The organism is Arthrobacter sp. 135MFCol5.1, assembly GCF_000374865.1.
In the GTDB taxonomy this organism is placed as follows: Bacteria; Actinomycetota; Actinomycetes; order Actinomycetales; family Micrococcaceae; genus Arthrobacter.
This window is the reverse complement of sequence record NZ_KB895454.1, coordinates 389,385-402,608: the sequence shown is the minus strand read 5'-3', so window position 1 is coordinate 402,608 and position 13,224 is coordinate 389,385. Positions and strand designations below refer to the sequence as shown.

Here is a 13,224-nt window from a genome sequence, read left to right as displayed (position 1 = left end):
CTCCTTAGTGCCGGGGTGTCACAACAGCGCCGGCAGCCTCACGACTCCCAGACGATCTCGTCGTCGACCACGCCATCCTGGTCAGCACAGGCCACCAGGACCTCATCGGTGAAGTGCTCGCCGAGGGTGAAGTCCAGGACAAAGTAGCGTTCGGGCTGGCCGGGGTAGATGCCCACATGGCCGAGCTTCAGTGCTTTGAGGAACACCTCATTGGTGAGCTGGCTGCGGTCCTGGACACCGAACACCTTGTGCAGATGTTCTTCCTTGAGCGCGTTGCAGTGGAAGTGCAGGTATTCCTGCGGGCTGGTGCCCTCCTGCTCAAGTTCCTCGGCGATCATCTCGCGGACCTCGTCCACCAGTTCGGGCAGGAAACGCAGCCGGTATTCGACTTTCCGGAGCGCGGCTTCATCGAAGTGGTCGTGGGCATTGATGTTCAGGTCGAGTTCCAGCGGGTGGCCGCGCAGCTCGTGCCGGGCGGCGAAGAGATGATCCATGCCGTGGTTCAGATCGATCTCTCCAAAGTGCTGGCTCGCTACCTTGTTCATATTCTCAACATAGACCCGAAGTCCGGCCCATTCCAGCGTTCGGGGCTAATTCACTGCGGTGCGCATGCCGGCAAGGGTTTCAGCCAGCAGGTCGACGAACAGCTGCACCCGTGCCGTTTTCCGGTCATTGATCAGAAGCGCGAACACGTTGCGTGCCAGCCGGATCTCGGGGACGTCCAGCACCACCACCCCAGCCGGTTTGTTCCGCAGCGCGAGCTCCGGGACAAGGGCGGCGCCCAGCCCGGCAGCTGCCATTTCCAGGCTTGCGTGGAAGTCGTCGCTGTGCGCCACCACGCGCGGGTGCAGGTTGCAGCCGGCGAAGAGCCGCTCAATCACCATGGCATCACTGGTGCCGGGGTGGTGCATGATCCATGGCATGTCGGAGAGATGGTCCGCTGCCACCTTCGCGTCGGCCCGGAATCCCCAGCCGGCAGGCAGCACCACCCGGAAGTCGTCGTCGCCAATCCATTGCCGGTTGATCGTGTTGGGCCAGGCGAAGCCGGTCTGGCCCACCTGGAACACCACCGCCAGGTCGAGGTCGCCGCCCGTCCGCAGCCCCTGGATGGTTTGGCCCGGTTCAGCCACGGACACCCGCAGGTCAATGCCCAGCTTCTTCCAGGCCGGATTTTTCAGGATCCGGGGCAGGACATAGGTGGCGAGGCTGGGGAAGATTCCCAGCCGGAGCTCCTGGCTTCCCGTGTCCTGTGCCCTGGACGCTGCCGCCATCAGGGCTTCGATGTCCGTGAGCACTTTCGCGGCGTGGCGGGTCATGACGACGGCGGCTTCCGTAGGGACCACGGCCCGCGCCGAGCGCTGGAAGAGCGTGACGCCGGTGTCCCGCTCCAGGGCGGACATCTGCTGCGAAACAGCGGAGGCAGTATAACCAAGTGTCGCGGCGGCCGCGGCGAATGAGCCAAGCCGCGTGACCTCCAATAAGGTCTTCAAGTGCACGGGGTTTACCACCAGCCCACAGTACTGCACCCATCCGCCGCCGCCACGGTACCGAATTGCCTCTGTACACCCGGTCCGGCGGCAGATGTCCAACAGAGGAGCACGAATTGTCACCTAATCCAGCAGTAGATGCAGGCGGGCGGCGGCGCATCGCCGTCATCGGCAGCGGCGTGGCCGGACTTACGGCCGCCTACGTGCTGAACCGGCAGGACAACGTCACCTTGTTCGAGGCAGATTCACGCCTGGGCGGCCATGCCCACACCCACGACATGCCCCAGCCGGACGGCAGCGCCATCGGCGTCGATACGGGTTTCATTGTTCACAATGAACGGACCTATCCCACGCTGCTGCGCTTGTTCGCTGAACTGGGCGTGGAAACCCAGGACTCGGAGATGAGCATGTCCATCCGCTGTGACGGCTGCGGACTCGAATATGCCGGCGCCCGGGACGGTGCACGCGGCATCATCGCCAAACCGTCGAGCCTGCTGCGCGGCCGCTACCTGCTGATGCTCCTGGAGGTCACCCGCTTCTACCGGAAGGCGCGCGAACTGCTCAGGACCGCGCCGCCGTCGGCCGTCAGCGGCGGGGTGGACGTTCCCGACCTGACGCTCGGCGCCTTCCTGGAGCGGGAAAAATTCAGCCCCTACTTCATCTCGCACTTCATGACCCCGGTAGTGAGCGCCGTCTGGTCCTGCGACCCCACCACCGCATTGTCCTACCCTGCGCGGTACCTCTTCACGTTCCTCGGCCACCACGGGATGCTGGGCATCAAAGGCTCACCGCAGTGGCGCACCGTTACCGGCGGCTCCGCCCGCTACGTCGAAAAGCTGGCTGCGGCCCTTCCCGATGTCCGGTTGGAAACCCCGGTCACTGCCCTTCGGCGGACCCCTGACGGTGTGGAACTGGCAACTGCCGCTGGGCTGGAAGCCTTCGACGCCGTCGTCATCGCCACCCACCCGGCGCAGGCACTGGGGTTCCTGGCCGACGCCACGCCTGCGGAGAAGGAAGCGCTCGGCGGCATGCCGTACTCGGTCAACCACACCGTCTTCCACCGGGACCCCGCAGTCCTGCCCGCGGCGGAGAATGCCAGGGCTTCATGGAACTACCGGCTTCCCGGCTGCGACGCCCGACCGGACAAAGTCCTGGTCAGCTACGACCTGACGCGCCTGCAGCGGCTTGAACCGGCCGACGGCAGGCCGTACCTGGTCAGTCTTGGCGAGTCCGAACTGATTGCCGACGTCGCCGTCCTGGACAGGATGGTCTACGAGCACCCGCAGTACACCCCCGAGTCCCTGCAGGCCCAGCAGGCCATCAAGGCTCTCAGCAACGACCGGATCGCCTATGCCGGGGCCTATCTTGGCTGGGGCTTCCACGAAGACGGCGCCCTCTCCGGGGTCCGTGCCGCGGAGCAGCTCGGCCGCACCTGGCCGGTGGCCAGGGCCGATGACGGCGGAAACTCCTCCGGCGAGGGGGAGCGGGAACTGCTTGCCGCGGAACCGGCGTGACCATGGGTGCCGCCATCTACCGCACCGCCATCGCGCATGTGCGGCAGACCCCGCTGAAGAACGCGTTCACCTACCGCAGCTACAGCTGGTTCGTGGACGTGGATGACCTGCCACGCCTGCCCCGCCTGCTCCGGCCACTGGCGGAATTCCGCGCGGGAGACCATCTGGGCGATCCCGGGGCCAGCTTCAGGGCCAACGTGGAGCGTTACCTGCGGACGCAGGGAATCGAGCCCGACGGCGGCCCCATCCACATGCTGACCAGTGCCAGGGTTTTTGGCTACGTCTTCAACCCGCTGACGCTTTTCTGGTGCTACGGCACCAACGGAGAGCTGCGGTGCGTGGTGGCCGAGGTCCACAACACCTACGGCGAACGGCACTGCTACCTGCTCCGGACAGACCCCTCGGGACGCGCGTCAGTGCCGAAGGCTTTCTACGTTTCACCCTTTAACGACGTTGACGGCGAATACCGGATGAAGCTTCCCGCCCCCGGAGAGCGGCTGGCGGTGTCAATCGTCCTGGAACGCGAAGGGCACCGACCCTTCGTGGCAACCATGGACGGCAGGCGTAAACCGGCCACCATCCGGAACATCCTCGCGGCAGCCGTTGCAGTGCCTGCCGCGCCGATGCTGGTATCCGCACTTATCCGGCTTCAGGGCGTTAAGCTCTGGGCAAGACGCCTGCCCGTCGTCGCCAGACCACATCACCCCCCACAGGAGGCAGTTCAATGACAATGACGGACGATAACGGCACCGCCTCGGCTGAGCGGCCGGCGGACCATCACGGTTCCGCCGCACCGTACACCGTGCCGCGGCCACCCGCGTCCATCGATGCGGGCATCTGGCCGGGAATCGCCGCCGTGCCTTCGGGTTTCAAGGCGAACGGTGCAGCGCGGATTGCGGACGGGATCTTCAAGGCCGCGGTGCGGCGCCTTCCGCTCGAGGTGCGCTATCCCGATGGCCAGGTGCTGGGTTCTGCCCCGGCCGGCTCGGGCGCACCCGTCATGACCATCCACCGGCCCGCGCAGTTTGCCCTGCGGCTGGGCGACGGGGGCTTGATCGGCCTGGGCGAGTCCTACATGGCCGGCGACTGGGATGCGGACAACCTGACAGCAGTGCTGGAGGTCTTCGCGGAGCGGGCGGGCACCCTGATACCGGCTCCGCTGCAGAAACTGCGGTCCATTTTCCTGCCGCGCCAGCCGCGGACGGAACGCAACTCCCTGAAGAACACCCGCTCCAATATCTCCCGTCACTACGACCTCTCCAACGAACTGTTCGCCACGTTCCTCGACGAGACCATGTCCTACTCCAGCGCGCTCTTCCCTGCATCGGGAAGCGCCGTGAAGGACATGCCGTGGGAGGGCTTCGCCGCCGCCCAGCAGGCGAAGATCGACCGACTGCTGGACAAGGCTGGCGTCGGACCCGGAACCCGGGTGCTTGAGATCGGCACCGGGTGGGGCGAACTGGCGCTGCGTGCAGCCGCCCGCGGCGCCACCGTCTACTCGGTCACGTTGTCCAGCGAGCAGCAGGCGCTGGCCCGGAAACGGGTGGCGGAGGCAGGCTACGCGGACCAGGTGACCATTGAGCTGAAGGATTACCGTGCCGTGGAGGGCGAATACGACGCCGTCGTTTCGGTCGAGATGATCGAGGCCGTCGGTTACGAATATTGGGCCACGTACTTCCAAACCATCGAGCGTGTCCTTGCCCCCGGCGGAAAGGTGGCCATCCAGGCCATCACCATCGCGCATGACCGGCTCCTGGCCACCCGGACCGGATACACCTGGGTGCACAAATACATCTTCCCGGGCGGCGTGATTCCGTCGGTGCGGGCCATCGAGGAAGTCACAGAGAAGCGGACCGGACTGCAGGTGCGTGAACGCCTTGCCTTCGGCGAACACTACGCCGAGACGCTGCGCCTCTGGGAGGAACGGTTCATGGCGCGGAAGGACGAGGTTGCTGAACTCGGCTTCGACGCCGTCTTCCAGCGGATGTGGCTCTTCTACCTTTGCTATTCAAGGGCCGGTTTTGCCTCGGGCTACCTGAACGTCCAGCAAATTGTGCTGGACCGGAGGAAGAACGCTGCCGTCAACGGAGGCCGCTGATGACCGCTGCACTTGCCGAAACGATCGCAGAGGTGCTGCGGCCCGTGGTGGGCGGGGACCTGCCTGTCCGCCTGAAGGCCTGGGACGGTTCGGAAGCGGGGCCGGTGGACGCCCCGGTGGTCCGGCTCAACAGCCCGGACGCCATCCGCCGGTTGCTGTGGAACCCCGGCGAACTTGGCGCCGCACAGGCTTACGTCACGGGTGAACTGGACATTGACGGTGACCTCAATTCGGCGCTGCAGCAGCTGTGGGAAGTGGTCCGGCAGCGCCGGTTGTCCGGCATCCGCCTTACGCCCGGAGTCATCGCCGGCATCGGCAGGATCGCCCGCTCGGCCGGGGCCCTGGGGACACCGCCGGCGCCCCCGGCAACGCAGGCCAAGGTCCGGGGACGGCTGCACAGCCTGATCCGTGACCGCGCCGCGATCAGCCACCACTACGATCTCAGCAACGACTTCTACGGCCTGATCCTGGACCCGCAGATGGCCTACTCCAGCGGTTACTGGACGGAAGCTCCCGGTCCCGGCTACGGCGTCGAGGATGCCCAGCGCGACAAGCTGGACCTGGTGTGCCGCAAGATCGGGCTGGAACCGGGTATGCGCCTGCTGGACGTTGGCTGTGGATGGGGTTCCCTCAGCCTGCATGCCGCGCGGCAGTATGGAGCCAAGGTGGTTGGTGTCACTCTCTCCGTGGAACAGAAAGCATTCATCGACGCGCGGATCAACGAGTACGGCCTGGCGGACCAGGTGGAGATCCGGGTACAGGATTACCGCGAGATCCCGGACGGGCCATTCGACGCCGTTGCCTCCTTGGAGATGGGCGAACATGTGGGGCAGAAGAACTATCCCGTTTACGCCCAGGCCTTGTTCGATAACCTGGCGCCGGGCGGGAAAGTGCTGGTACAGCAGATGTCCCGGCGCGGCCGCCACCCCGGCGGCGGTCCGTTCATCGAATCATTCATCGCGCCGGACATGCACATGCGCCCGGTGGGGGAGACGTTGAACTTCCTCGAGGGCGCAGGGTTTGAGGTGGAGGGGGTCGAGGGCATGCGCAGGCACTACGTCCGCACCCTTGACGCCTGGTACGCGACGTTCGAGCAAAACCTGGACCGGGCCCGGGAAATGATGGGCCCGGAAGTGGTCCGTGTCTGGCGGCTGTACCTGGTGGGGGCCCTCCGCAGCTTTGCCGAAGGCCGGATGGGCGTAGAGCAGATCCTCTGCAGCAGGCCCGCCCCGCTGTAGCGGCTCCCGCCGCTTCCACCAGCACCAGGCGGTGGGTGCGATTGGTCACCCCAAGGGGTTCCGAAGGTCACTTCGGGACCCCTTTTCCGTGCCCGGAAGCCCTGTGGACAACGCCGCGACACGCCGTCGTTTTCGCGACACGCTGGCCGTTAATTGTGGCTAAGTAGTCCACAGGGTGTGGACGGAACTTCCAAAAATCCCGGGATCCCGGCCATTTTATGGGGCCCTGCCTGTGGATTAACGGTGCATTAAATGACATACTTGTAATACATCATCTTGGGGTCCAAAAGAGGCGCCTGCACTACATGTAGTATCTACATACGGCTTGGACGGGGACACCGCACCAGCAAGAGATTTCAACTAAGGGGACAGCGACAATGACCGTAACGGTTTACACGAAGCCTGCGTGTGTTCAGTGCAACGCCACCTACCGTGCGCTCGACAAAAAGGGCATCACCTACCAGAGCGTCGACATCTCCCAGGACGCCGAGGCGCTGGAGCGCCTGAAGGCACTGGGCTACATGCAGGCTCCCGTTGTGGTCACCGACCAGGATCACTGGTCAGGCTTCCGCCCGGACAAGATCGAGGAACTGGCACTGTCCGCCGTTTCCTCCGTAGCCTAAGGTTTCCGCTTTTCCCGACAGCAACAAGCTGAGGTGACGTCCATGGTGGCACCCACAGCACAGCGTGACCATGCGGCTCAGCGCATGGAGGCGTCCGCATTGGCCGGTGCACAGGCTGATGCAGGGCCGGTCAGTACCGGCAGCCAGCTCATCTACTTTTCCTCCGCATCCGAGAACACCAGCCGCTTCGTCAGGAAGCTAGGCCGTGAGGTGGCCCGGATCCCGCTCTACGCGAAGGACGCACCCCTCCTCGCCACCCGGCCGTTCGTGCTGGTGGTGCCTACCTACGGTGGCACCGGGGGAGAGGGGTCCGTTCCCAAGCAGGTCATCCGGTTCCTCAACAACCCGCAGAACAGGCAACTGCTCCGCGGCGTGATTGGTGCCGGCAACACGAACTTCGGGGACAACTACTGCATGGCCGGTGACATCATCGCCGCCAAGTGCAAAGTACCCCACCTTTATCGATTCGAACTTATGGGAACGCCGGAAGACGTCACCCGGGTCAACCAAGGATTGGACACGTTTTGGACACGACTGTCGCAGACACAGAAGTAACCAGGGCCGGGAAGCCCGAGATGCCGGCCGCCTACAAGGGCCTGGGCTACCACGAGCTGAACGCCATGCTGAACCTCTACGGTCCCAGCGGCGAAATCCAGTTTGAGGCGGACCGCGAGGCCGCCCACCAGTACTTCCTGCAGCACGTGAACAACAACACCGTGTTCTTCCATGACCTGGAGGAGAAGCTCGACTACCTGGTGAAGAACCAGTACTACGAGCGCGAAACGCTGGACCAGTACACGATGAACTTCATCCGTGAACTGTTCAACCGTGCCTACAAGAAGAAGTTCCGCTTCGAAACCTTCCTCGGTGCCTTCAAGTTCTACACCTCGTACACGCTGAAGACCTTTGACGGCAAGCGTTTCCTGGAGCGCTACGAGGACCGTGTGTGCATGGTTGCCCTGCACCTGGCCCGCGGCAACGAGCAGCTCGCCCTGCAGATGGTGAACGAGATCATCGAGGGCCGCTTCCAGCCGGCCACCCCCACCTTCCTGAACGCCGGCAAGAAGCAGCGCGGCGAGCTGGTCTCCTGCTTCCTGCTCCGCATCGAAGACAACATGGAGTCGATCGGCCGCTCCATCAACTCCGCGCTGCAGCTGTCCAAGCGCGGCGGCGGCGTGGCCTTCGCCCTGACCAACATCCGCGAGGTGGGCGCGCCCATCAAGCAGATCGAGAACCAGTCCTCCGGCGTCATCCCCGTGATGAAGCTCCTCGAAGACAGCTTCTCCTACGCCAACCAGCTCGGAGCCCGCCAGGGCGCCGGTGCCGTATACCTGCACGCCCACCACCCGGATATCTACCGCTTCCTGGACACCAAGCGGGAGAACGCGGACGAGAAGATCCGAATCAAGACCCTCTCCCTGGGCGTCGTCATCCCGGACATCACGTTCGAGCTGGCCAAGAAGGACGAGGACATGTACCTGTTCTCGCCGTACGACGTCGAACGCGTCTACGGCATGCCGTTCTCCGACGTCTCGGTCACCGAAAAGTACTACGAGATGGTGGACGATTCCCGGATCAAGAAGACCAAGATCAAGGCGCGCGAGTTCTTCCAGACCCTCGCCGAAATCCAGTTCGAGTCCGGCTACCCGTACATCATGTTCGAAGACACCGTGAACCGGGCCAACCCGATCGACGGCAAGATCATCATGTCCAACCTGTGCTCGGAGATCCTCCAGGTCTCCCAGCCCACCACGTACAACGATGACCTGTCCTACGCCGACACCGGCAAGGACATCTCCTGCAACCTGGGCTCGCTGAACATCGCCAAGACCATGGACTCGCCGGACTTCGGCCTCACCATCGAGACTGCGATCCGCTCGCTGTCCGCCGTCTCCGACATGTCCAACATCACCTCGGTGCCGTCCATCGCCAAGGGCAACGACCAGAGCCACGCCATCGGCCTGGGCCAAATGAACCTGCACGGCTACCTGGCGCGGGAGCGGGTCCACTACGGCTCCGAAGAGGGCCTGGACTTCACCAACATCTACTTCTACTCGGTGGTGTACCACGCGGTGCGCGCCTCCAACCTGCTGGCCATCGAAACCGGCCAGACGTTTGGCGGCTTCGAGAAGTCCAAATACGCCTCGGGGGAGTTCTTCGATAAGTACACGGAGCAGGAATGGGTTCCGCAGACCGAGAAGGTCCGCGAGCTCTTCAAGAACGTGCACATCCCCACGCAGGCTGACTGGCGCGAGCTGAAGGCTTCGGTCATGGAGCACGGCATCTACAACCAGAACCTGCAGGCCGTGCCGCCCACCGGCTCGATCTCCTACATCAACAACTCCACCTCCTCCATCCACCCGGTGGCGTCCAAGATCGAGATCCGCAAGGAAGGCAAGCTGGGCCGCGTGTACTACCCGGCGCCGTACCTGACGAACGACAACCTGGAGTACTACCAGGACGCGTACGAGATCGGCTACGAAAAGGTCATCGACACCTACGCCGCCGCGACCCAGCACGTGGACCAAGGCCTGTCCCTGACGCTGTTCTTCAAGGACACCGCCACCACGCGCGACATCAACAAGGCCCAGATCTACGCCTGGAAGAAGGGCATCAAGACGATCTACTACATCCGTCTCCGCCAGCTCGCGCTGGAAGGGACCGAGGTGGAAAATTGCGTTTCCTGCATGCTGTAACCAGAATCGGTTGAGTTCTGCTTAGGAGAGAGATGGAAACGACGACGGCGGCGGGCGGCTTGGTCTACGGCATCCGGCTTCGGCGGGAGGTCGAGTACCGCTACGTCGGTATCACCACCAAGACGGCCAGTCGTCGTTTCCATCAACACCTCCGGGCAGCAGCGGAGGGCCGAAAAACGCCGTTCTACGATTGGGTCCGCAAGCACGATCCCGCCGACCTGATCGCGGACGAACTGGATTGGATCGAGGGCTTGCAGGATCTGGGCCGGGCCGAGATGGAGTGGATCAGCTTCCTGCGCCGCGAGGGTGATCGCCTGCTGAATCTTTCCGATGGCGGACTTGGTCCCATGGGCGTCATCTGGACGGACGAGATGCGGGCGGCAGCCAGTGTACGTGGTACCGGGCGTAAGGGGTCGAGCCGGCCGGGTGCAGCGAACCCCTTCTATGGCGGAAAGCACAGCGTGGAGCAGCGCAGCAAGTGGTCACAGGACCGCAAAGGTACGAATTCCGGGACCGCTAACCCGAATTACGGCAGGTTCGGGCCGGACCATCCAGGGTTCGGACGCACTGTCGGCGAAGAAGCCCGAAGGGCACTTTCTGAAGCCAGGAAGGGCGCCGGGAATCCGAACTTCGGGAAGAAGGCCAGCGAGGAAACCCGTGCGAAAATGTCAGCGGTTCGGAAGGGCCGTCCAATGCCTTCCAGCCAGCGCAGCGCACACACTAGACATCACACCAACAAAGGCATCGAGAAAGCCGACTGCAAGTATTGCGTCGAGGACTCAGCCAAACCAAGTCTCTCTTCAGAAAGCGAGTCGGAGTCATGACCGAAAAAGTGAAGCTTCTCAGTCACGTCGAGGCCATCAACTGGAACCGCATCCAGGACGACAAGGACGTGGACGTCTGGAACCGCCTGGTGAACAACTTCTGGCTGCCGGAGAAGGTGCCGCTGTCCAACGACGTCCAGTCCTGGAACACGCTGACGCCGGCCGAGCAGCAGCTCACCATGCGCGTGTTCACCGGCCTGACCCTGCTGGACACCATCCAGGGCACCGTTGGTGCTGTCTCCCTGATCCCGGACGCGCTGACTCCGCACGAGGAAGCCGTGTACACGAACATCGCGTTCATGGAGTCCGTGCACGCCAAGAGCTACTCCTCCATCTTCTCCACCCTGGCCTCCACCAAGGAGATTGACGAGGCTTTCCGGTGGTCCACCGAGAACGAGAACCTTCAGAAGAAGGCCCAGATCGTCATGGACTACTACCAGGGCGACGATCCCCTGAAGCGGAAGGTGGCCTCCACGCTGCTGGAGAGCTTCCTGTTCTACTCGGGCTTCTACCTGCCCATGTACTGGTCTTCGCGGGCCAAGCTGACCAACACGGCTGACCTGATCCGCCTGATCATCCGCGACGAAGCCGTGCATGGCTACTACATCGGCTACAAGTTCCAGAAGGGCCTGGAGAAGGTTTCCGAGGAGAAGCGCCAGGAGATCAAGGACTACACCTTCGAGCTGCTCTTCGAGCTGTACGAGAACGAGGTGCAGTACACCCACGACCTTTACGACGGCGTGGGCCTGGCCGAGGACGTCAAGAAGTTCCTGCACTACAACGCCAACAAGGCGCTGATGAACCTCGGCTACGAGGCCATGTTCCCGGCCTCCGTCACCGACGTAAACCCGGCCATCCTGTCGGCGCTGTCCCCGAACGCGGACGAGAACCACGACTTCTTCTCCGGATCCGGTTCGTCCTACGTGATCGGCAAGGCTGTCAATACTGAAGATGAGGACTGGGACTTCTAAATCGGGTGTGAGAGAAGCTGGTTGGCGGTTTGCGGCTGGTTATGAGTTGACGACTTAGTTGGCACCACTGACAAGATGGTTGGCGCTGTGACAAACAGGGGCGCGGCGCCAACTATCTTGGCCAGCTTCAGTCGCTTGGCCACTTTGACCTTGGCTTGTAATCGGCGCCGCGCCCGGTGTACGTCCACCGGCAGTTCACACTGAAATGTTTCCGCAACCGGTGCAAATGGCAATCAGATCCGGGGATGGCCGCCAGCCCCGCCGCGCTGCGAAAGATCATGAATCCGTTGAGCCTGCATTCTCGTAGTCTCCGAAGCAAGATCAGCTCAAGCACCTTGCACGGGGGCCAGTCGGGTGGTTCAGTGCAGGCATGTCAGCAGCACCGACCGGGCCTCAGAGTAGTAAGCCGGTTGCCTCTAAGGAGGAAGCCCGGCGCAGGATCAACCGAGTCGCGTACTGGTCGCTGCCCTTCATGATCGCCTTCGGGGTCTGGAATCTAATTCCGAACCGTCCTGATGCTTGGCGATTTGCAGTTATGCCCGTCGAGATCGTGTTTGTCGTCGTCTACGGAACGGCCGTTATCCGGTTCTCACTGTGGCAGCGTGACGAATACTGGCGGGAACGGGGCCGGGACCCCAAGCACCCGGAGAGGTTTCCGAAAGACCGGCCCGGAGGTGGTCCGGGCTAGGGCAGGTGCATTCACCGTATGGGGACGTTGCCAGACTAGGGGACGAGCTGGCAGTCGGGAGCGGAATCGCCAGGTTCAAACATAACGGTCGATCCAGGGCATCCAGGGCGGCTCGCACCGGCGGCTCCGCTGGTCGGTCGCAGCGAGCGATCCCCCAATCCCTCCTTGCCCGGCCCAGTCCAGCGACGGGCCTGCATGTACGTGGTGGACGGCGCTGCCGGGGCTAGACTCGATTCATAAGCGAGCTTGGGGGAAGCAACGCATATGCGCATGGCAACAGGTTGTTTGGTATCCGCAGTCCTCATCGTCGCGCTGGCCGGATGTGAGTACACCGGCCCGGAGAGCGCGCCGGTCAGTTCCCAGGCCCAGGCCGGCGGCACGCGAATGCTGTCCTTTGAGGAAAACGTTGATGAAGTTGCGCGCGCACTCATGGTTTCTTCGGATGAACCAGGGATGCCGACGGTTGGGGAACCATTAGGGAAACTATCGGTTGACCTCGCGCCAGGGGACTACGTGATCAAGAGTGCATGTGCTGGTGTTCACGGTGTCACAGTCTCCATTGTCCAAGGCGAGAAGCCAACGATAGGGGTGCCCTACACGTGTGACTCTGTCTTGGAGCGATTTGTCCGGCACGCCGGCGGCCCGATCACCATCAGTACCGTCTCGCCCGTGGACAAGCCTGCCGCCGCCGGTGTCATGCTTGAACTCAACACTGATCCGCGCGCGTCAGAGTTTGAGGACATGTCGGAATGGGTGGCTCGGCAGCTTCAACCCAAACTGCCTGGACAGTTGGCGGGTGCCGCCAGCTCAAGCTCGCCCACGAGCCAAGGATTATCGGCAGAACCGGGCAGCTACGAAGTGCAGTTCCTTTGCGACGGAGCGGCCGACGTTGAGTTTTCAGTGGCCAGTTGGACAGGGGCGGAAGTTTTGAGCCCGATGAGCATCCCTTGCAACGGAAACGTCTTCAAGGCCCCTGTTGAGCTCCGGACTCGGGGAGCAGAATTCAGCATGGTCCCGAGCAGCGGGACCAAAACCCGTTATGCCTTCAAGCTTGTTCCGAACCCGTAGTCGCTTCCGGCGGAAGT

Annotated in this window: 12 protein-coding genes; 10 read left to right on the top strand and 2 right to left on the bottom strand. The window is 63.2% G+C overall.

The annotated features are described in order from the left end of the window. Positions 1–38 precede the first annotated feature (38 nt). Both C563_RS0108090 and C563_RS0108085 read right to left on the bottom strand, forming a co-directional pair. Entirely contained in the window at positions 39–545 is a 507-nt protein-coding gene (locus C563_RS0108090) for a DUF2004 domain-containing protein (RefSeq protein WP_018761541.1), read from the bottom strand. 45 nt (positions 546–590) lie between these two features. After that, on the bottom strand, positions 591–1,508 hold the full coding sequence (locus tag C563_RS0108085) for a LysR family transcriptional regulator (protein ID WP_026264521.1): 918 nt from the start codon (positions 1,506–1,508) through the stop codon (positions 591–593). A 95-nt stretch (positions 1,509–1,603) separates the two neighbouring features. Here C563_RS0108085 and C563_RS0108080 point away from each other — a divergent pair, with 95 nt between their 5' ends. From C563_RS0108080 to C563_RS0108030, 10 genes are all read left to right on the top strand, one after another. Next, positions 1,604–3,001: an NAD(P)/FAD-dependent oxidoreductase gene (locus C563_RS0108080; RefSeq protein WP_018761539.1), complete on the top strand. Its 1,398-nt coding sequence runs from the start codon at positions 1,604–1,606 to the stop codon at positions 2,999–3,001. Next, complete coding sequence (locus C563_RS0108075) at positions 2,998–3,729, top strand: DUF1365 domain-containing protein (RefSeq protein WP_018761538.1); 732 nt, start codon at positions 2,998–3,000, stop codon at positions 3,727–3,729. Before C563_RS0108080 ends, C563_RS0108075 begins: the two co-directional genes overlap by 4 nt. Then, a complete protein-coding gene (locus C563_RS0108070) occupies positions 3,726–5,099 on the top strand; it encodes a class I SAM-dependent methyltransferase (RefSeq protein ID WP_018761537.1) in 1,374 nt (457 codons plus the stop codon). The genes C563_RS0108075 and C563_RS0108070 overlap by 4 nt, the downstream gene beginning before the upstream one ends. Beyond that, a complete protein-coding gene (locus C563_RS0108065) occupies positions 5,099–6,337 on the top strand; it encodes an SAM-dependent methyltransferase (protein ID WP_018761536.1) in 1,239 nt (412 codons plus the stop codon). Before C563_RS0108070 ends, C563_RS0108065 begins: the two co-directional genes overlap by 1 nt. A 377-nt stretch (positions 6,338–6,714) precedes the next feature. Then, positions 6,715–6,960: a glutaredoxin-like protein NrdH gene (gene nrdH, locus C563_RS0108060; RefSeq protein ID WP_013601222.1), complete on the top strand. Its 246-nt coding sequence runs from the start codon at positions 6,715–6,717 to the stop codon at positions 6,958–6,960. 84 nt (positions 6,961–7,044) lie between these two features. Continuing rightward, complete coding sequence (nrdI, locus tag C563_RS0108055; RefSeq protein WP_026264518.1) at positions 7,045–7,515, top strand: class Ib ribonucleoside-diphosphate reductase assembly flavoprotein NrdI; 471 nt, start codon at positions 7,045–7,047, stop codon at positions 7,513–7,515. A gap of 20 nt (positions 7,516–7,535) precedes the next feature. Further along, positions 7,536–9,656, top strand: coding sequence for a class 1b ribonucleoside-diphosphate reductase subunit alpha (nrdE, locus tag C563_RS0108050; protein WP_018761534.1), 2,121 nt, complete (start codon positions 7,536–7,538; stop codon positions 9,654–9,656). Between the two features lie 32 nt (positions 9,657–9,688). After that, positions 9,689–10,480 (top strand): NUMOD3 domain-containing DNA-binding protein, encoded by a 792-nt coding sequence (locus C563_RS0108045; protein ID WP_018761533.1) that lies wholly within the window; start codon positions 9,689–9,691, stop codon positions 10,478–10,480. Continuing rightward, a complete protein-coding gene (gene nrdF, locus C563_RS0108040; protein ID WP_018761532.1) occupies positions 10,477–11,451 on the top strand; it encodes a class 1b ribonucleoside-diphosphate reductase subunit beta in 975 nt (324 codons plus the stop codon). The genes C563_RS0108045 and nrdF overlap by 4 nt, the downstream gene beginning before the upstream one ends. Before the next feature lie 952 nt (positions 11,452–12,403). After that, a complete protein-coding gene (locus C563_RS0108030; protein ID WP_018761530.1) occupies positions 12,404–13,207 on the top strand; it encodes a hypothetical protein in 804 nt (267 codons plus the stop codon). Positions 13,208–13,224 lie beyond the last annotated feature (17 nt).

Coding starts and splice junctions, on each gene's coding strand:
- nrdI (WP_026264518.1), top strand. CDS start 7,045: ATGGAGGCGTCCGCATTGGCCGGTGCACAGGCTGATGCAGGGCCGGTC.
- C563_RS0108090 (WP_018761541.1), bottom strand. CDS start 545: ATGAACAAGGTAGCGAGCCAGCACTTTGGAGAGATCGATCTGAACCAC.
- C563_RS0108045 (WP_018761533.1), top strand. CDS start 9,689: ATGGAAACGACGACGGCGGCGGGCGGCTTGGTCTACGGCATCCGGCTT.
- C563_RS0108070 (WP_018761537.1), top strand. CDS start 3,726: ATGACAATGACGGACGATAACGGCACCGCCTCGGCTGAGCGGCCGGCG.
- nrdH (WP_013601222.1), top strand. CDS start 6,715: ATGACCGTAACGGTTTACACGAAGCCTGCGTGTGTTCAGTGCAACGCC.
- nrdF (WP_018761532.1), top strand. CDS start 10,477: ATGACCGAAAAAGTGAAGCTTCTCAGTCACGTCGAGGCCATCAACTGG.
- C563_RS0108065 (WP_018761536.1), top strand. CDS start 5,099: ATGACCGCTGCACTTGCCGAAACGATCGCAGAGGTGCTGCGGCCCGTG.
- C563_RS0108030 (WP_018761530.1), top strand. CDS start 12,404: ATGCGCATGGCAACAGGTTGTTTGGTATCCGCAGTCCTCATCGTCGCG.
- nrdE (WP_018761534.1), top strand. CDS start 7,536: ATGCCGGCCGCCTACAAGGGCCTGGGCTACCACGAGCTGAACGCCATG.